The following is a 17,745-nucleotide window of genomic DNA, read 5'->3' on the forward strand; positions in this document are numbered from 1 at the left end:
GGCCCACGACGGGAGCCGGCCTGTTCGCCTGCTCCCGTCGCTTTCTTTATTTCGAAACGTAAACCGCACAAGCTCCTGCGATCTTGACCTTGTACTTCTTGCCCACGGACCTGCAGTTCTCCAGTGCGCGCTCCTCGGCAGCCTTCTGTGAAGGCGCATTGAAGGCGCGTCCGCAGAAGAAGGCTTCGACCCCATCTCGCAAGGGTGTCTGCGCATAGGCGGAGTGGCCAGGGGCCGCGATGTAGTCCTTGTAGACCTTCTGGCAAGGGCCGGTCATTCCGGGTGTGAATTGCACGGGATAGCGTTTGTTGCCGATTTTCCCCGCCAGCGATTCCGCCATTCCTGCACCCGGTGTGGCCACAAGCATCATTCCCGCCAGCATCGAAGCGATTGCCGGCCGCACGTATTTCAGTCCCATTCTCTGTATTCCCCCTTTGAACGGGACAAGGGTTAGCTGCAATCTGTGCGTGTGAAAAGAAGTAATGGTGTACGGTTGTCATTATTCACAGCTCGCGCGATCCCAGTAAGTCAATTCAAGCTCTCCGCCGGCGAGGTCTTTTATCGCAGGCTCCAACTTCCATCGGCACAAGCTTCTCCGTCGCCACGCCCCGTTTCCGGTCTGGCCATTGAGTGGAGCCCTTCGACAGGCTCAGGAGTGGGAAGCGGCGCCTGGGACCGTGCCGTTTCAAATTTATACGAGGCCCGGTCTCCCAGGCGCCGCCGGTGTTCTTGCCCTACCGCAGGGAGCGCGGCTTTCACACCGCGAACTAGCCTCGGTCAGGGCCCGGACCTACGGGTTCATTCCCCCAGCAACGCCACCGTAGCGCTGCCGATCCGGCACCGTCCCCTCCACGCTCATCCGGTTCATGACCCGTGTTCCCGTGAGGGCGATGCAGCCATTATGCGGGAGCGGCAAAGGGGTGTGGACAAAACCGGGGGAAGACTGCTAACAGATGCTGACAATGGGCAATGCTCATCGTGTGCGAGGCCACTGGTGGCTATGAGCGCCATGTGCTTGCTGCGTCGTCGTACTTGCCATTCCCCTGCAGGCCTCCACACCATATCGCAGGCGGCCATGCCATTATGCGCCAGTCGCTCCACCTGGCGGTCACCGAAAGGCCGCGCTGTCAGAACGACCCTCCTTCCGGTTGTCGCGGCAAGTTGATGCCAAACGCCTTCAATGGCTCGATCAGCTTGTTCTGATCGAAATCCTTGATGCCGAAATGATCGTAGAGCCGTGCCTTGGCCTCCGTGCGCACCGCTACGTATCCCTTGCGGGGATCCTTGCGCAGCCATTCCACGACCAACTTGCCGAGCACGGGAATCGCCTTGTCGGGCGCCCATGCCATGACTTGACCAGCGGCCACGACGCAAACTTCCGGCATATCGTGTGTCATTAGATGTTCGAGGGCGTCACGTCCGCGAGAATTTTCGAAAGTTGCTTTGCTACCGAGAATATTCTGTCGAAATGGCGATTTCCCGCTGATGCTCGACCAGGATAGAAACAAGTTGCGTCGTTTCTGGATCAAAATGGATCGATTTCATAACCCATGTCCTTCGCGGTTTCATCGCCATCCCGTGCGATCTCGATAAGACAATTCAATGCCATAAGCCTTCAATGGCTCTATGAGATCGTTTCGATCGGAACTGCGGATCTGAAAATGCTGGTAAAGCCAGTCCTGGGAATCGATCCGTATATCCAGCCGCTCATCCACTGAACTGATGGCGCTCAGATCGGCATCGAGCATGCGGCCAAAAACCGGTATTGCTTTTTCGGGCGCCCACGTCATCACCGCACCTGCCGCCCTGACACGGATATAGGGCATCGGGTGCGTAAGAAGCTTCTCGATTTCCGCTCTGCCTGCGGCAGTTTGTGAAAGCGAGTCTGATGCAGCTACCGCCTTGAGGAAATTCCTATTGGTGGCCGGGACATCAAGCCTTCTGACAGCGCGCAAGCGCAGATTTTCATATTTAAGAAACGTTTTGAGCAATTCATGCACCGATATTTCAGAAATCCGAGAGGTCATAGCCATACTCCCCCAACGTCTCCTCAATCAGCCCGAGACCGTCATCATATTGTTCACCGAAGCTGCGATTCTCCAGATCGAAGCGCCGTACATTGTTGTTGTAGGATCGCTCCCGCTGCGATCTGGCTTCGTGTTCTGAACCTTGTGTGTGCGCTTTCGTCCATCACCCTTCCTCGACTGCTCGAGGAAAAGCTTAAGGGGACGCGGAATGGGGGTGGACAAACGGGAAGCGAGATTTCCGTTGCGGGATGGCCCTTACATCCTGAACACGCCGAATTTCGTCTCCTTCACTTCGGCGTTCAGCGCGGCGGAGAGCGAGAGCGCCAGCACCTCGCGGGTGCGGGCCGGGTCGATGATGCCATCGTCCCAAAGGCGGGCCGAGGAATAGAGCGGGTGGCCCTCATGCTCGTATTTCATCAGGATCGGCTTCTTGAATTTCTGTTCCTCTTCGGCGCTCCATTCGCCGCCCTTGCGCTCGATGCCCTCGCGCTTGACCATGGCAAGCACCGTGGCCGCCTGTTCGCCGCCCATCACCGAGATGCGGGCGTTCGGCCACATCCACAGGAAGCGTGGTGAATAGGCGCGGCCACACATGCCGTAATTGCCGGCGCCGAACGAGCCGCCGATGATCATCGTGACCTTCGGCACCTGGGCGGTCGCCACCGCGGTCACCAGCTTGGCGCCATCCTTGGCAATGCCGCCGGCCTCGTATTTGCGGCCCACCATGAAGCCGGTGATGTTTTGCAGGAAGATCAGCGGGATTTTGCGCTGGCAGCACAATTCGATGAAATGCGCGCCCTTCACCGCGCTTTCGGAAAAGAGCACGCCGTTGTTGGCGATGATGCCGACCGGCATGCCGTGCAGATGGGCAAAGCCGGTGATCAGCGTGGTGCCGTAGTTCTGCTTGAACTCGTCGAACTCGGAGCCATCGACCACGCGCGCGATGATCTCGCGGACATCGTATGGCTGGCGCAGGTCGGCGGGGATGACGCCGTATATCTCGTCCGGGGCGTAGAGCGGCGGCCGGGAGTCACGCAGGTCGAGGCTTGTCTCTTTCCTGCGATTGAGGTTTTTCACAATGCGCCGGGTGATCGCCAGCGCGTGTTCGTCGTCCATCGCGTAATGGTCGGCGACGCCGGAGAGGCGGGTATGCACGTCGGCGCCGCCGAGATCCTCCGCCGTCACGTCCTCGCCGGTGGCGGCCTTCACCAACGGCGGGCCGCCGAGAAAGATGGTCGCCTGGTTCCTCACCATGATGGATTCGTCGGCCATCGCCGGCACATAGGCGCCGCCCGCCGTGCACGAACCCATGACGCAGGCGATCTGCGGAATGCCGGCAGCCGACATGTTGGCCTGGTTGTAGAATATGCGGCCGAAATGCTCGCGGTCGGGAAACACCTCGTCCTGATTGGGCAGGTTAGCCCCGCCGCTGTCGACGAGATAGACGCAGGGAAGGTTGTTCTGCATCGCGATTTCCTGCGCGCGCAGGTGCTTCTTCACGGTCACCGGGTAATAGGTGCCGCCTTTCACCGTGGCGTCGTTGACCACGATCACCACCTCGCGGCCCTCGACGCGACCGATACCTGCGATCATGCCGGCTGAAGAAATGTCGCCGTCATACATGTTCCAGGCGGCGAACTGGCCGATTTCGAGAAAGGGCGAGCCAGTGTCGAGCAATTGCGCCAGCCGCTCGCGCGGCAGCAGTTTGCCACGCGATACATGGCGTTCGCGCGCCTCGTCGGAGCCGCCGCGCTGTACCAGCGCTGCCTTGTCGGCGATGTCGGCGACCAGCTCGCGCATGCGGGCGGCATTGTCGCGATAGGCTTCGGAGGAGGGGGAGATCTGGGAGGTTAAGGTGGCCATTTTTTCCCTAGCGAATGAGTTCTATCTTGCAGCCGACGTCGAGATTGGCCCAGTTGCGGTCGGCGGTGACGGCAACGAGGTCTTCGCGAATTGCCAGGGCAAGGCAGGCGCGATCGCCAAGCGAGAGACCAAGATGCTTGGTCGCCGCGCGAAGCTGGCCTGCGGCAATTCCCAGGGCTCCGTCGAAGGCGGCGATCGGCATGCCCAGGCCGGCGAAATCCTCTGCGGCCTCCTCTGCGGAGCGCCCCCTGTCGATCAGTCTGGTGATGATCTCCACGGCGTTGACCGAACAGCACTGGGCCCCCGGCAAGAAGCCCATTGCTGTTTCGGCGCCTTTTTCGTCGAGCAGGATCGCAAGCGCTGCGGAGCTGTCCATGACGTATGGGATCATCCAGGCGCTTTCTTCATCGCCATGCCTTCGGCATGAAGCCGGTCGAATCGCTCGTCGCTTCGACGCTGCTCCTCTCGCCGCTCTTTCAGGAAATCGTCAACGACGCTTTCGCCCGGCCTTTTCAAAGCCGACAATTCCGACTGGATGCGCCTCAAGTTCCGAAGCCATGACCTTACCCGGAGTTCGCCATTTTCCACGTAGAGGATCAGATCTTCGCCCGGCTTCACGCCTATCTCCTCGCGCATCGCCGCAGGGATGACGAAACGCCCGCCCTCGCCGAGTTTCAGCTTTTCATAGCGCGGCGGCTTCCCGAGCAAGCTCTCCCGCTGGCGCGTATCATATGGCGCTTGGGCATGCTCCTGGAAACCCGCCGTTTTCTTTTTGTGTTTCATGACAATCGCGCTCAAGTGGCAAACAAGCCGATTATGTCATAATCTCACCCTAATGGCAATTTTTTGCAAGTTGCCAATCTAGACGCCCTCCGCCATGATCTCCCGTCCGATCAGCCAGCGGCGGATTTCGCTCGTGCCGGCGCCGATCTCGTAGAGCTTGGCGTCGCGCAGCAGGCGCCCGGTCGAATAGTCGTTGACGTAGCCGTTGCCGCCGAGCAGCTGGATCGCGTCAAGCGCCATGTGGGTGGCGCGTTCGGCGGCGAACAGGACACAGCCGGCCGAATCCTTTCGGGTCGTCTCGCCACGGTCGCAGGCGCTTGCCACCGCATAGACATAGGCGCGCGCCGCATTCATGGTCGTGTACATGTCGGCGAGCTTGCCCTGGATGAGCTGGAATTCGCCGATCTTCTGGCCGAACTGCTTGCGCTCGTGCACATAGGGAATGCCGACATCGAGGCAGGCGGCCATGATGCCGAGTGGCCCGCCGGCCAGCACCACACGCTCATAGTCGAGGCCGGACATCAAAACTTCGACGCCGCGGCCTTCCTCGTGCAGCACGTTTTCATACGGCACCTCGACATTCTCGAACACCAGTTCGCCGGTGTTGGAGCCGCGCATGCCGAGCTTGTCGAGTTTCTGCGCGACCGAGAAGCCGGCCATCTCCTTTTCAACGATGAAGGCGGTGATGCCGCGCGATTTCCGCTCCGGATCGGTCTTGGCGTAGACCACCATCGTGTCGGCGTCCGGGCCGTTGGTGATCCACATCTTGGTGCCGTTGAGCACATAGCGGTCGTTCTTTTTGTCCGCCCTCAGCCGCATCGAGACGACGTCGGAACCCGAACCGCTCTCCGACATGGCGAGCGCGCCGACCTTTTCGCCGCTGCAGAGATCGGGCAGGTACTTCGCCTTCTGCTCGGGTTTTGCCCAGCGGTTGATCTGGTTGACGCAGAGATTGGAATGGGCGCCATAGGAAAGGCCGACAGAGGCCGAGGCGCGCGAAATCTCCTCGACCGCGATCACATGCGCGAGATAGCCCATGCCGGAGCCGCCATGGTCGGGGTCGGCGGTGATGCCGAGCAGGCCGAGCTCGCCGAGTTCCTTCCATAGCGCTGCCGGAAACTGGTTGGACTGGTCGATGCCGGCAGCGAGCGGGGCGATACGCTCCTGCGCGAAACGCTGCACCATGTCGCGCAGCGCATCGATGTCCTCACCCAGCCCGAAATTCATCGAATGCGTGTACATCGCGTTTCTCCCTGGAATTTTTGATGTTTTTTGTCTCGGCGCCGACCAGGCGCAAGGTCATGGAAAGGTAGGTTTCGGTCACTTCGTCGACCGACAGTCGCTCGTCGGGGCGGAACCAGACGATCACGCCGGTCACCATTTGAATGATCGCCATCGCGGTCAGCCCGGTATCGTCGACGAGGAAGGCGCCGGTCTCGACGCCGTCGCGCAGGATTTGCCGCAGCTCCTTCTCGTAGCTCGTGCGCAGCCTGAGGATGTGGGTGAGGTTTTCACGCGACAGGCTGCGCAATTCCATGTTGGAAACGTGCGTCGAGTGGCGGCGCGCCACATGGAAGCGGATATGGTTGCCGACAAAGGCCTCGAGGCGCTCCGCCGGGCCAGCCATCAGGGGCCGCGTCTCTTCCCACGCTCCGATCAGCCCTTCCATATGCTCGCGCATCAGCGTGAACAGCAGGTCTTCCTTGGTTGGGAAATAGCGGTAGAGCGCGGCGGCCTGGACGCCCACTTCAGCGGCGAGCTGGCGCATCGACACCGCCTCATAGCCATGGCGCGCCATCAGGCTGACCGCCGCTTCGCGCAGCGCGGCTTCCGTCTTCTCGCCGTCTGAACCGGTGGTTCTGGCCATGGATAAGCCTCGTTTTGATTTGGATCAATAATAAAACAAACGTTCAATTAATTCAAGATGCCCTGCGAGCCGTATGTTGCTTGTGACGCAATCGGTAGTCGTTACCCGCGTGACGCTTCATGGCCGCTTTTGCTGCTCGGCAGATGCAGCAGATGAGGCGCGCCAGCATGCTTTTGCCCGTTTTCTTCACATATTCGTTGACTCAGTCCATTAAATTTAGTTGACTGAGTCAACGAAAATGCAGTGAGGAATATTGATGGACACCGATGGTCTGGTTGCTGACGTCAGGCGTTTCAACCGGCTCTACACCCGCACAATTGGCCTTCTCGAAGAGACGTTGACCCGCAGCGCCTTTACGCTGACTGAAGCACGCGTGTTGTTTGAAATCGGCCACCGCGGCAGTCCGGTTTCCGCCAAGGCAAATGGAGAATTGGGTTTTCTCGCCGACACATTCCATCTGGAGGTCGGGCCTGCGGCATCCGAGATTGCGGAGGATCTGCGGCTCGACCCTGCATACCTGACCCGCATCCTGAAAAAATTCGCAGGCGCCGGTCTCACCGAAGCACGCGCCGATCCCGCCGATGGCCGCCGCCGCATCCTGTCGCTCACCGGGGCGGGTGCTGCGGCCCTCGCCAAACTCCAGGCCGCCGCCGACGAGGATATTACGCGCCTCGTATCTGCTTTTCCCGGCGAGAGGCAGCCCGAACTCGGCAATGCCTTGCACATCATGATGGAGTTTTTGGGCGAGACGGCCCGGCCGCCATGTATTGCGCTGCGCCCGCATCGCGTCGGTGACATCGGCTGGGTGGTGCAGCGGCAAGCCCGGCTCTATGCGGAAGAGTATGGCTGGAACATCGAGTTCGAGGCCTTGCTGGCGGAGATCGGCGCCGCATTCATCCGCAATTGCCAGCCCGGCCTCGATTTCTGCTGGATCGCCGAATTGAATGGCCAGCCGGTGGGGGCGGTCTTTCTGGTCCACGAGGATGATGGACGATCGGCAAAACTACGCATGCTGCATGTCGAAAAAGCCGCGCGAGGCCATGGCATCGGCGCGCGGCTGGTCGAGGAGTGCGTCGAGCAGGCGCGCCGCTGTGGTTACCGGCGCATGGTTCTGTGGACCAACGACGTGCTCGTCGCGGCGCGCAAACTCTATGAGCGCGCCGGCTTCAGGCTCGTCGAGGAAAACCGGCATCACAGCTTCGGCAAGGATCTGGTCGGCCAGACATGGGAACTGGCGCTGTAGCCACGCTTCAATTCGCCCGCTTTGGCAAACGCTGCCCAAAGGTCAGCCAGAATCCGTTGATGTCGCGCACAATGAATTCGCGCATCCCGTAGAACGTGTCGTGCAGCCCTTCGACCAGTTCGGCTTGCCGGCTGACATGCGGGAAAATGGTGCCGACGTCGTCAACATAAAGATAAAGATCGGCGTCGCGGCGAGGCGCCTGGCTGACAGAGCCGCCGGCGCTCAGCATCACTTCGCTCTCCCCGAACGACAGTAGCGCAAAGATGATGTCCTGTCCGTCGCTGCCCTTGTTTTCGATCGTGAAGCCGATCGACTGGTACCAGTCGGCGGTGGCGTCGACATCCGAAACATGCAGCATCGGCACGGCTTTCGGCATCGGTTCACCTCCAGAGATGCATTAATTCCCTATACCGTCCAAGTACTCCGGCATCGGAGACGCCGCGATGGATCAGTTGCCCCGCGCGGCCGCCAAAACGCCCGGCAGCTCTTCCTCGAAAATAGTCAGTTCGTGGTCGAGCCCAACGCTGACGCGGATGCAGCGATCCAGTTTCGGCGCCATCGGCTTGCGTACGAAGACATCGCGCGACAGCAGGCCTTGCATGATCTTCAGCGCAAAGGCGCCATCCCCGCCGCAGTCGATCGTGACGAAGTTCGTCGCCGAACGGATCGGTGACAGCCCGTTTTCCCTAGCAATTCTGGCGATACGTTCACGCCCGGCCGCGACTTTCGCCACGACCTCTTTCAGGTAGGCCTGGTCGGCAAGTGCTGCGAGGCCAGCGATCTGCGCCATGCGGCTGACGCCATAATGGTTTCGCACCTTCTCGACTTCGCCGATAACTTTGGCTTCGCCGATAGCATAGCCGCAGCGGATGCCGGCAAGCCCGTAGGCCTTCGAAAACGTCCGCATGGTGATTACATTCGGGCGAGCAACGTCGAGCGCCGGCTGCGCTGAAGCGGGACCGGTCTCGCCGTAGGCCTCGTCGAGGATGAGCATCGTGGTTTCCGGCAGCGCCTCGATGAAACGGACGATTTCCGAAGCTTCCCACCAGGTTCCCATCGGATTGTCGGGATTGGAGAGATATACCAGCGGCGCGTTCTCGCGCTTCACCGCGGCGAGCAACCCGTCAAGGTTTTCCCGGTCGTTTTCGAACGGCACCGTCACCAGGCGCCCGCCGAAGCCGGCGACATGGAAATTGAAGGTCGGGTAGGCGCCAAGCGAAGTCACCACCGTTTCGCCGGGCGCGACATACATGCGAACGACGAGATTGAGCAGGCCGTCGATGCCTTCGCCAACCACGACATTGCCGATGTTGACACGCAAGAAAGCCGCGAGTGCCGCCTTGAGATCGTAATTGTCGGGATCGCAGTACATCCACATGCCGGGTGCAGCGGCATTCATGGCGGCGATCACGGCAGGCGAGGGGCCAAAGCTGCTTTCATTGGCGCCGATGCGGGCGCGAAATTTCCTGCCGCTGGCGCGCTCCTGCGCTTCCGGGCCGACAAACGGCACCGTCGTCGGCAAGGATGCCACCAAAGGTGTGAGGCGCGGAGTTTTGGGCATCGTCTGGCTCGCTCGGCATGGGAAGATTGTGGGCCTAGATATTGGTCCGCCGTCGGGGAAGCAATTCTCTTTCGCGTCGCATCGGAAGTGAAACAAACCCCTCGATGTTCAAAGCGCCCTTGCGACCTGTCCGAGCATGTCGATTTCCGTCAGCGCCGAAAAGAAAGTGTGGGGCAGTGGGGTCGACATGGCCCCATGCCATTCGTCGAGGATTTTCCAGTGCGCATGACCACGAAACTGTCGAGCTTTTCGATAGCGGATATACCGCGACCGTCGGAAGCAGTCAGCTTCAAGTCCGCCAGCAGTCCCGCCGCTTCCGGCCGCCCGGTTTCTGGTTGCGGCGATGCGATCGCCGCAACGGGCGCGAACTCCTGGAGGTGCTGGAACGACCAGCGGCTGAACGGATGCAGTTCATCTATCAATGTGAGCCCGTTACCGCTTCAGGGAGCAAGGGCGAACGCCGATTTAGCCCGGAGCCCCTTGTGCCCGTGCGAGGGGGTATTGCATGCGCGGATACGCTTGCACGACCCCCGTGAGACGCTTGGCCTTTCCGTTCGGTCAGGCTATGTGCCAGGCCCGCTCCGGATGATGCCGGCGGCAGCGATCGCGATCGAGCACATTGACGCAGGAATCGAGATCGTTGGTCGCGAGATGCGCGTAACGCATGGTCATCTGCAAGGTCTGGTGGCCGAGCCACATCTGGACACGGCGAATGTCGATGCCGCCTTGCACCAGGCGAGACGCGCAAGTGTGCCTGAGGATATGCGGTACGACCTGGGTGTCGTCGCCGAGTCCGATTTCAGCCTTGGCATCGTTCCACAGCATGCGATAGCGCACCCCGGTCAGCATCGAGAACGGGCCCTTGTTGCCTCTGGCATCTACCCCTTTGATCGCTCTTTCGGCGCGCTCGGTCAGCGGGATCGTGCGGCTACGGCCGGATTTGGTGATCCAGAAACTCACCCGGTGCTCCTGGATATCGTTCCAGATCAGGCCCAGCGCCTCGCCGAGCCGGCAGCCGCTGTCAACAAGGAACAGGCTCAGCCGGTAGCTGTCCTCGCAGCGGGCCTTTATGGCGCCGAACAAGCGATCTTCCTCGTCATACTCCAGGAACCGGATGCGCCCGGCCCGTTCCTTCTGACGCCGGAACTCCGGCAAGCTGTGGATATCCCCCATCTTGTACGCCTTTCGCAGCAGTTTGCTCAGCGCAGCCATCTTCCTGTTGATGGTGGCGTTGCTGTTACCGCGTTCGCGTAGCTTGCCGATCAGATCGTCCAGGGTGCTTTGATCGAAGGCGCTGAAGCGCTCTCCGAGCATTATTTCGTTTAACTCGCCCAGGAATGAGGTGACGTTGTATTTGTGGTTTCCGTCTTCCCACAGAATGTTCTTGTATCTCTCGAAGAGCTCCGCGACCGAGAACTTTTCGACGACATTAAAAAGTCTGTCATGAAGGGCAGCGCCGCTGCCGTAATTGGCAGTGTATGAAATTGTATGACTCGAAAAGTCACTCTTTACACTCGTACTCATGACAACAACGCGCCCCCAACCGGTACAATTTTGCTGTGGAAGTGAACCCGGCCCCCTGCCGAGATCACGTTCTTGTAACCGATAAGGACCCGTTGATCACATTTCTGTGAGATTGGGAAGTGCGGCTCTCTCGCGAAATTCACGCGAAATTTGAGACGCTTGTCTTTGAATCCACACATCAAGGTCATGCCTCGTTCAAGTCGCGAGCCCCCTGTTCTGTCAGCCCCCTCGCCAACGCAGATTGAAAAATGAAACGGCCCGGAGATCCCCCTTGGACCCCGGGCCGTCAACTCAAGCTATCGCGCTTGGCGCATTAGAAGTTGCGCTGGAAGCGGATGAAGCCGCCGAACGCATCGGAGTCATCGACGTCGAAGTTTTCGCCATAAGCGATTTCCGGCGTGATGGTGAAGCCGGGAACCAGCTCGTAGTCGACGTTGGCGACAGCCGAGAAGTTCTCGTAGTCGTCGTACGCCAGCTGAACGTTGATGGCAGCCTTCGGCGACACGACGAAACGACCGCCGCCCCAGATGGCCCAGTCGCCACCCCAGGTGCCGTAGAAGTTCGGCTCGCCAGCATCGTCATCCTTGAAGCCGCCCATCACGAAGAGGCTGAGGGCTTCGGTCGCCTTCACGTCCAACCGCGCCTTGACGGCGTATTCTTCCCAGACCGAGTCGTAACCAGCGACGACGCGGACCGAACCCCAGCCGCCGGTGTAGCCGACGCCGCCGGTGACGTGCGGGACGTAGTCGTCGATCGTGTAGGTCAGGCCAGCGCCTTCTTCGACGGCGATCGCGGCGCTGAAGCCGTTGCCCGCATCGAACTTGTACTGGATGGTGTGGGTGTCGAACGGACCGTACGGAACGGCGAAGTCGTCGTTGATGACCGAACCGGCGTAGTCGGTGAAGGTCGTGAACAGCGAGTCCGTCTTACCGATCAGGAAGCCGCCGAGCTCGATGTAGGCGTGGTTGAGCGAGGTGCTCTGGGCGGTGGTGGAGAAGCCGCCTGCGTCGTTAATGCCGTCGCCATCAGTATCGATCGTCCGGCCAGCGATAGTCGAATCCCAGTTGAAGTTGATCTGGGCATATGCACGCAGGGTGCCGAGCTCGGTCTCGGTGCGGGCGTCGAGACGCAGGGCCGCACGAGCGCGCTTGTAGTAGGTGTCGTTCAGGTTCGTTACGCCGTTGGCGAAGTCTTCCTTGTCGAGCACGTCCTGCAGACCGAGGATATCTCCCACGCCGATGTCGTAGCGGATGTAACCGCTGACCTTCAGGCAGGTTTCGGTGCCGGGCATGTAATAGAAGCCGGTGCCGTACACGTCGCAAACGCGAACGTATTCGACCGGCTCCGGCTCGGCGACGACGACCGCATCGGCGGCGCGCGCACCGGAAACTGCGACGAGGGCCGCAGCGGAGCCGAGAAGAAGGCTCTTGATGTTCATTTTCTGACCTCCAGTCAGAATCGTGACAGGAGCGCGAGAAAATGCCGGTTTAGGGCGCAAAATCCGCGCCCCTCGCCCAGCGAATGGCAGGTAAGTGGTTGAAAAGACTTGGGATGTCGATGTGAACCAAAGCGCTGGCGGAGAGGATGGGATTCGAACCCACGAGACCCTTTTGAGGTCTACTCCCTTAGCAGGGGAGCGCCTTCGACCACTCGGCCACCTCTCCGGCGCACCGCTGGATAGAGAAATCCGGCATGACAATCAATAAGGAGAGGTCGTGATTTCTCGAAAATGCCTGCCAGCCAGGTAAAGAGTGCGGGCGGTGCGAATTCTGCCGAGCTGGCGCCGCCGATCCCTGCACACCCGAATAACCGGCCGATTCGACGCTGGAGCACCCGGTGCTGCGGGCGATTCTGCCCGTTTCATTTGGGCGAATATGCTGGAAACAAGGGGTCGAAAGCGGCTGATGGTTACCAAGGAATGAACAAGGTGGGCAAAATCGTGTCATTTGTGCAACAGGCTTTGGGCATAGAGGCGGCAGCGCAGGTACAAACGCCTGATCGTTGTTGAACAGGCAAACGGGTTCGGTAAAAGTCAGCACTGAAGAAGGAGCGATTTGCGTCTTTTTCGCCATTGGGGATGGGGCAGGGAACGCTGTCCTTCAGCAATAAATACCCAGACCCGTTTATTAACTTTGACTGGAGGTCAGAAAATGAACATCAAGAGCCTTCTTCTCGGCTCCGCTGCGGCCCTCGTCGCAGTTTCCGGTGCGCGCGCCGCCGATGCGGTCGTCGTCGCCGAGCCGGAGCCGGTCGAATACGTTCGCGTCTGCGACGTGTACGGCACCGGCTTCTATTACATGCCCGGCACCGAAACCTGCCTGAAGGTCAGCGGCTATGTCCGTTACGACATCGGCGTGGGCGAGGACGGCTTTCTAGGTCAGCAGTCGTTCGACAAGCTCGACCTGCTTGAGGATGGCGTTGTCGACATCAACGACACCTACTACAAGCGCGCTCGTGCGGCCCTGCGTCTCGACGCCCGCACCGAGACCGAGCTCGGCACCCTGCGTGCATATTTCCAGATCAACTTCAACTATGACGCTGACCAGGGCAACCTGGGCACGATCGACACTGACGGTGATGGTGTCGCAGATACCGACCTTCCGTTCGTTGAGACCAACGAAGAAGTCGCGATCAACCACGCCTATATCGAGCTGGGCGGTTTCCTGGTTGGTAAGACCGACTCGTTCTTCACGACCTTTACCGACTATGCCGGTACCATCATCAACGACGACCTCATTCCTTATGGTCCGTTCGACACCCACACCATCCAGTATAAGTTCGACGCGGGCAACGGCTTCACCGCCGGTATCGCTCTCGAAGAAGGCACCGGCACGGATGACGTTCTTGTCGACATTGATGCTGATGGCGACCTGGACTTTGTTTCGGCAGACGTCTACACGCTGGACAGCTTCATGCCGCATGTTGCTGCTGGTGTCGGCTACACTGCTGGCTGGGGTGGCGTGAAGGTTGTTGCCGGTTACGACTCGGTCTGGGAACAGTTCGCCGTCAAGGGCCGCTTGGACGTGAAAGCGACGGAGGCTCTGAGCCTCTTCGTAATGGCAGGCTGGAAGGACTCGGATGACTTTGATATCGACGGCGACGGCGTTGCGGATATCACCAACCTGAACTTCTACGGCAACTGGGGTGGCGACTGGGCCATCTGGGGCGGCGGTCGTTTCGTCGTGTCGCCGAAGACCGCAGTCAACGTTCAGATTTCGTATGACGACTTCGAGAACTTCGTGGCAGTCGGTAACGTCGACTACGAGCTCGTTCCGGGCTTCACCATCACGCCTGAAGTTGTCTACATCGACAACTTCGCTGATGATGCCGGCGACGATGCCGACTCGTTTGGTGGCTTCCTTCGCTTCCAGCGCAACTTCTAATCGGCTTCACGGCTGATAGAAAAACCCGGCGGGCAACCGCCGGGTTTTTTGCTTTGAGGGTCTAGCCTTAAGGCAATTGTGTCGCGCTTCAGGTGCCGCCGTGGCCTCGTCGACACGGCGGCGCAATGAAAATTCGGCGGTCTCCGGCCTATGAGTCTGTCGATGATTTCTGCTCGGCGTGGGTTAGAAATGCGGCGAGGGTCGCCGGCAATTCTCCCGTCTCGAGCAGGGGCGCGTGGCCCTGGCCGTCGACGGTAACCGTTCGGCAATCTGGATGGCGACTGGCCATCTCCGCGAGGGTCGCTGCAGACAGCAGTTTCGAGTTCGCGCCGCGGATCGCCAGCATTGGAACAGCTTTCAGCCCCTCGAATTGCGGCCAGAGCACCGGCAGAGGTTGCGTCAGGTCCATGCCCTTGACGACATTCAGCAAAGCGGGGTCGAAATCGGGAACCGGAACGCCGCTTTCCTCTCGGTAAATGGCACGAATGAAGCGCTCCCAGTCCGCGTCGCTCAGCGCCGAAAACGCCTGCGCATGCACGGCCTTCTGAACGGCGACAGCATCGGCGAGATTTTTGGGCTTCGGCGCCCGCTCGAGATAGGCGCGGATATGCGCCAGGCCTTCGCCTTCCACAACCGGACCGATATCGTTAAGCACCACCGCTTTAAGCACCGCCGGCCGCATCGCCGCCAGAACATGGATGATCAGGCCGCCGCGCGAGGTGCCGACAAAGGCCCCGTGCTCGACGCCGAGGGCGGTGAGGCCGGCGAGGATGTCGCCAGCTTCGACGACCACATCATAGTTTTTCCAGTTGGGATCGTAGGCCGAGCGTCCACGCCCGCGATAGTCGAAGGCGATGACCTTGCGAGGCTGTTGGGCGTCGCGCGACAGGAACAGGGCGAGATCGTGGAAATCGCGGGCGTTGCGCGTCAGGCCGGGGAGGCAGATGACCGGCAATCCGGCGCTGCCATCGTCCCCATAGATTCGGGCATGCAGCTTCAGCCCGTCCTGCGCGGAATAGAAAAAGTCGGAAAAGCCGGTCGATATATCCATGAGAACTCCCGTCGGCGGACCGCCGCCTTGGCATTGCTAGACGGTTCGACAGCGCAGAATCAATAGCCGTGGGCGCGTGACGCCAGCGCCGGCCGGCACGGCGACCCCCCCGGAGAAAGCAAAGCCGGTCGAAGAATCAGCGCCCGCTTACCAGGTCGGTGGCGATGTTGAACTGTCCGGAAAGCCGCATCTTGTAGACCTGGTAGTTCTCCATCACGCGCTGCACGTAGCTGCGCGTTTCGGCGAAGGGGATGCGTTCGATCCAGTCGACCACGGTATCGATGTCCTTGCCGCGCGGATCGCCGTAACGCTTCACCCATTCCTGTGTGCGGCGTGGCCCGGCATTGTAGCCGGCGAAAGTGAGCACATAGGAGCCGTCGAACTTGCCAAGCTGTTCGCCGAGAAAGGCAGCGCCCAAGGTCGCATTGTAGCCGGCATCGGAGGTAAGACGCTGCATTGAATAGGGCAGGCCAGACCGCTTGGCGAGTTCCTTTGCCGTGCCCGGCATCAGCTGCAGCAACCCCATGGCGCCGGCGCGCGAGACGGCGCCGGTGTTGAATTCGCTTTCCTGCCTCGCAATCGCATAGGCGAGCGCCTTGCCGGAGCCGTCGATCTTGGCCGATTCTGGTATGGCCCCGAGTGGATGCGATAACGCGCCGATGTCGATACCGCGTCCGGCTGCTATTTTTCCTACCTTCAGCGCAAGGAAGTTATTACCGCGCTTTTCCGCCATCACCGCCAGCAGCGCCAGTTCGCCAGGCGCCGTCAACTGTTGTGCGAGATCGCGGTAAAGAATGTCGGCGCGCCACGCGTGCCCTGCATTTTCCAGCCGGCGGATCGCCTGCACGGCCTCGCGTCGCGAAAATTGCTGTCGGTCGGCCGAGGTCGGAGTGGGATAGGCGACGGTGATGCCGCCGCGGCCTATCCTCGCAGCCGCGAGCTGTCCATAGAACGCGGTGCCGTAGCCGGCGGCGCGTTCGTAATAGGCCTTGGCATCGCCAGGCCCGCCGGCTTCGGCTGCTCGGCCAAGCCAATAATAGGCACGCGACAGCGAAACCGGGCCGTCGGCGATCTCCGCGATGCGGGAAAAATGTTTCGCCGCCGTCTGTGCGTCGTTGAGCCCGCGCAGCGCATACCAGCCGGCGTGGAATTCCGCATCGACGGCATTCGACGGGCTTTCGGCGGAATGCGCCGCCACAAGCCTGTAGGCCGTTTTCATGTCGCCCGCGTCAACCAGTTCGCGCGACAGGACCCGCCTTTCGATCCACCAGGCGTCGGGATCGACAAGCGACGCCTTGTCTTTCGGCGCCTTCAGGATGATCGCGGCCGCCTCGGAGATTTTTTCGCCGCGCCTCAGATATTTGGCTTCAGCGAACAGGTAGCCGGCCGAGCGTTGTGCCGACGGAACCGCATCGAGCAGCTTGCCGGCGTTCTTGTCGTTCCTGAGCACGGCGCTCCACGCATCGGCGAGCTGTTTTGCGCCGGCCAGTCCCGCGACACGCTGCGCAGAGCTCACCCGGTCCGCATACAACATGCGCTCCATGCGAAAGCGGTGGTCGGCAGCCGGGATAAGCGCGCCGAACTCCTTGAGAATCGCGACCTCGTCCTTTGCCTCGAGTTTCTCCGTGCGCCAGAACGGCGACAGCAGGGCGCGGGCGCGCTCCGGCTGGCCAAGCACCACCAGCGACCGCGCCAGAATGGTCATTCCTTCGGCAGTCTGCGGCTTCGTCGCACCGAATGCCTGCACCACGGTTTTGGCCGCGGGGTTCTCGCGCAGCAGGGCTTTTTCACTGTTGCGGCGAAGTGCTGCCATGCCGGGCCAGCCTGGCAGTGCCTCCGCCGCGGCGGCGATCTCACCGCTTGAAATGTCATTGCCGCCTTGCAGCGCGATCGCCCAGGCGAGGATATGGTGATCGAGCGAAGCCGCCGGCAGCGCGTCGCGCACGGCGCGCGCGCGACCGAGGTCCTTCGCGGTCAGTGCGTCGAGGCCGCTTTTCAGCGCGGCGATGTCAGCGGATTTAACCGGCTGCCGGTCGCCGGGAAGCTCTGGTCGCACCCGGATCGCACCGGTCGTTTCCTTGTCGAGATTGCCGCTGATGGCTGCTTGCGGCCGGGCTTTGGGCACCGGCGCGTAGTTCATGTGACCAGATTGGCCGAACGCCACCGTAACTGTGGCCAGCGCAGTGCCCGCAAGCACAAGACGCACCAGAACTCTGGATGGCATGGCGTTTTTCATTTCCTGTCCATACACGATACAAGGTGGAGCGGGTTACGGGGACCTTACCGAGATGCGGTGAAGAGGATGTAAACGAAAGGTTATCATCGCTGGATTCGATTCCTTCGAGAACCGTGTTTGGCTGGTATTGCCGCACAGGAATGTCAGGACTATGGTGAGCCGCCTTGCTTTCGGCTAAAAAATCCGTGACATCGCAAAGACTTTGAA

At 60.6% G+C, this 17,745-nt stretch carries 16 protein-coding genes and 1 tRNA gene; 2 read left to right on the top strand and 15 right to left on the bottom strand.

Annotated features, from left to right (window positions below):
* Positions 1 to 46 precede the first annotated feature (46 nt).
* The 8 genes from F3H98_RS15170 to F3H98_RS15205 all read right to left on the bottom strand — a co-directional run bounded on the left by F3H98_RS15170 (position 47) and on the right by F3H98_RS15205 (position 6,540).
* On the bottom strand, positions 47 to 418 hold the full coding sequence (locus F3H98_RS15170) for a hypothetical protein (RefSeq protein ID WP_149760978.1): 372 nt from the start codon (positions 416 to 418) through the stop codon (positions 47 to 49).
* 709 nt (positions 419 to 1,127) lie between these two features.
* Positions 1,128 to 1,367, bottom strand: a complete 240-nt coding sequence (locus tag F3H98_RS15175) for a hypothetical protein (protein ID WP_149760979.1) — start codon at positions 1,365 to 1,367, stop codon at positions 1,128 to 1,130.
* Between the two features lie 198 nt (positions 1,368 to 1,565).
* On the bottom strand, positions 1,566 to 2,027 hold the full coding sequence (locus F3H98_RS15180) for a hypothetical protein (protein ID WP_210249684.1): 462 nt from the start codon (positions 2,025 to 2,027) through the stop codon (positions 1,566 to 1,568).
* Positions 2,028 to 2,282: 255 nt separating this feature from the next.
* Entirely contained in the window at positions 2,283 to 3,890 is a 1,608-nt protein-coding gene (locus tag F3H98_RS15185; RefSeq protein WP_149760981.1) for a carboxyl transferase domain-containing protein, read from the bottom strand.
* 7 nt (positions 3,891 to 3,897) lie between these two features.
* Positions 3,898 to 4,281, bottom strand: a complete 384-nt coding sequence (locus F3H98_RS15190) for a type II toxin-antitoxin system VapC family toxin (protein ID WP_149760982.1) — start codon at positions 4,279 to 4,281, stop codon at positions 3,898 to 3,900.
* Complete coding sequence (locus F3H98_RS15195; RefSeq protein WP_149760983.1) at positions 4,278 to 4,673, bottom strand: AbrB/MazE/SpoVT family DNA-binding domain-containing protein; 396 nt, start codon at positions 4,671 to 4,673, stop codon at positions 4,278 to 4,280. The genes F3H98_RS15190 and F3H98_RS15195 overlap by 4 nt, the downstream gene beginning before the upstream one ends.
* A gap of 78 nt (positions 4,674 to 4,751) precedes the next feature.
* Positions 4,752 to 5,915: an isovaleryl-CoA dehydrogenase gene (locus F3H98_RS15200; protein ID WP_149760984.1), complete on the bottom strand. Its 1,164-nt coding sequence runs from the start codon at positions 5,913 to 5,915 to the stop codon at positions 4,752 to 4,754.
* The gene (locus F3H98_RS15205) at positions 5,881 to 6,540 is read right to left on the bottom strand and encodes a TetR/AcrR family transcriptional regulator (RefSeq protein WP_149760985.1); all 660 of its coding nucleotides are present in this window, start codon (positions 6,538 to 6,540) and stop codon (positions 5,881 to 5,883) included. The genes F3H98_RS15200 and F3H98_RS15205 overlap by 35 nt, the downstream gene beginning before the upstream one ends.
* Positions 6,541 to 6,796: 256 nt before the next feature.
* Here F3H98_RS15205 and F3H98_RS15210 point away from each other — a divergent pair, with 256 nt between their 5' ends.
* A complete protein-coding gene (locus tag F3H98_RS15210; protein ID WP_188130434.1) occupies positions 6,797 to 7,783 on the top strand; it encodes a bifunctional helix-turn-helix transcriptional regulator/GNAT family N-acetyltransferase in 987 nt (328 codons plus the stop codon).
* Between the two features lie 7 nt (positions 7,784 to 7,790).
* On the opposite strand, the gene F3H98_RS15215 is transcribed toward F3H98_RS15210, so the two are convergent.
* From F3H98_RS15215 to F3H98_RS15235, 5 genes are all read right to left on the bottom strand, one after another.
* Entirely contained in the window at positions 7,791 to 8,159 is a 369-nt protein-coding gene (locus F3H98_RS15215; RefSeq protein ID WP_149760987.1) for a VOC family protein, read from the bottom strand.
* A 72-nt stretch (positions 8,160 to 8,231) separates the two neighbouring features.
* Complete coding sequence (locus F3H98_RS15220) at positions 8,232 to 9,344, bottom strand: pyridoxal phosphate-dependent aminotransferase (protein ID WP_149760988.1); 1,113 nt, start codon at positions 9,342 to 9,344, stop codon at positions 8,232 to 8,234.
* 558 nt (positions 9,345 to 9,902) lie between these two features.
* Entirely contained in the window at positions 9,903 to 10,868 is a 966-nt protein-coding gene (locus tag F3H98_RS15225) for a tyrosine-type recombinase/integrase (protein ID WP_149760989.1), read from the bottom strand.
* Positions 10,869 to 11,181: 313 nt separating this feature from the next.
* Positions 11,182 to 12,306: a porin gene (locus tag F3H98_RS15230; protein WP_149760990.1), complete on the bottom strand. Its 1,125-nt coding sequence runs from the start codon at positions 12,304 to 12,306 to the stop codon at positions 11,182 to 11,184.
* Between the two features lie 135 nt (positions 12,307 to 12,441).
* Positions 12,442 to 12,532: transfer RNA gene (locus tag F3H98_RS15235), tRNA-Ser, on the bottom strand.
* Positions 12,533 to 13,018: 486 nt separating this feature from the next.
* Between F3H98_RS15235 and F3H98_RS15240 the strand changes: the two genes are divergently transcribed.
* On the top strand, positions 13,019 to 14,251 hold the full coding sequence (locus tag F3H98_RS15240; protein ID WP_149760991.1) for a porin: 1,233 nt from the start codon (positions 13,019 to 13,021) through the stop codon (positions 14,249 to 14,251).
* A gap of 148 nt (positions 14,252 to 14,399) precedes the next feature.
* Here the strand turns inward: F3H98_RS15240 and F3H98_RS15245 are convergent, their stop codons facing one another.
* Both F3H98_RS15245 and F3H98_RS15250 read right to left on the bottom strand, forming a co-directional pair.
* The gene (locus tag F3H98_RS15245; RefSeq protein WP_149760992.1) at positions 14,400 to 15,302 is read right to left on the bottom strand and encodes an alpha/beta fold hydrolase; all 903 of its coding nucleotides are present in this window, start codon (positions 15,300 to 15,302) and stop codon (positions 14,400 to 14,402) included.
* Between the two features lie 136 nt (positions 15,303 to 15,438).
* Positions 15,439 to 17,526, bottom strand: coding sequence for a lytic transglycosylase domain-containing protein (locus F3H98_RS15250; RefSeq protein ID WP_188130435.1), 2,088 nt, complete (start codon positions 17,524 to 17,526; stop codon positions 15,439 to 15,441).
* Positions 17,527 to 17,745: the final 219 nt, after the last annotated feature.

The sequence above is a fragment of the Neomesorhizobium albiziae genome, from assembly GCF_900114255.1.
Lineage (GTDB): Bacteria > Pseudomonadota > Alphaproteobacteria > Rhizobiales > Rhizobiaceae > Neomesorhizobium > Neomesorhizobium albiziae.

Bases quoted from the DNA above. Each gene is read 5' to 3' on its own strand.
- F3H98_RS15250 (WP_188130435.1), bottom strand. From the start codon at position 17,526: ATGCCATCCAGAGTTCTGGTGCGTCTTGTGCTTGCGGGCACTGCGCTG.
- F3H98_RS15195 (WP_149760983.1), bottom strand. From the start codon at position 4,673: ATGAAACACAAAAAGAAAACGGCGGGTTTCCAGGAGCATGCCCAAGCG.
- F3H98_RS15245 (WP_149760992.1), bottom strand. From the start codon at position 15,302: ATGGATATATCGACCGGCTTTTCCGACTTTTTCTATTCCGCGCAGGAC.
- F3H98_RS15190 (WP_149760982.1), bottom strand. From the start codon at position 4,281: ATGATCCCATACGTCATGGACAGCTCCGCAGCGCTTGCGATCCTGCTC.
- F3H98_RS15230 (WP_149760990.1), bottom strand. From the start codon at position 12,306: ATGAACATCAAGAGCCTTCTTCTCGGCTCCGCTGCGGCCCTCGTCGCA.
- F3H98_RS15240 (WP_149760991.1), top strand. From the start codon at position 13,019: ATGAACATCAAGAGCCTTCTTCTCGGCTCCGCTGCGGCCCTCGTCGCA.
- F3H98_RS15215 (WP_149760987.1), bottom strand. From the start codon at position 8,159: ATGCCGAAAGCCGTGCCGATGCTGCATGTTTCGGATGTCGACGCCACC.
- F3H98_RS15205 (WP_149760985.1), bottom strand. From the start codon at position 6,540: ATGGCCAGAACCACCGGTTCAGACGGCGAGAAGACGGAAGCCGCGCTG.
- F3H98_RS15180 (WP_210249684.1), bottom strand. From the start codon at position 2,027: ATGACCTCTCGGATTTCTGAAATATCGGTGCATGAATTGCTCAAAACG.
- F3H98_RS15200 (WP_149760984.1), bottom strand. From the start codon at position 5,915: ATGTACACGCATTCGATGAATTTCGGGCTGGGTGAGGACATCGATGCG.
- F3H98_RS15170 (WP_149760978.1), bottom strand. From the start codon at position 418: ATGGGACTGAAATACGTGCGGCCGGCAATCGCTTCGATGCTGGCGGGA.
- F3H98_RS15220 (WP_149760988.1), bottom strand. From the start codon at position 9,344: ATGCCCAAAACTCCGCGCCTCACACCTTTGGTGGCATCCTTGCCGACG.
- F3H98_RS15210 (WP_188130434.1), top strand. From the start codon at position 6,797: ATGGACACCGATGGTCTGGTTGCTGACGTCAGGCGTTTCAACCGGCTC.
- F3H98_RS15185 (WP_149760981.1), bottom strand. From the start codon at position 3,890: ATGGCCACCTTAACCTCCCAGATCTCCCCCTCCTCCGAAGCCTATCGC.
- F3H98_RS15225 (WP_149760989.1), bottom strand. From the start codon at position 10,868: ATGAGTACGAGTGTAAAGAGTGACTTTTCGAGTCATACAATTTCATAC.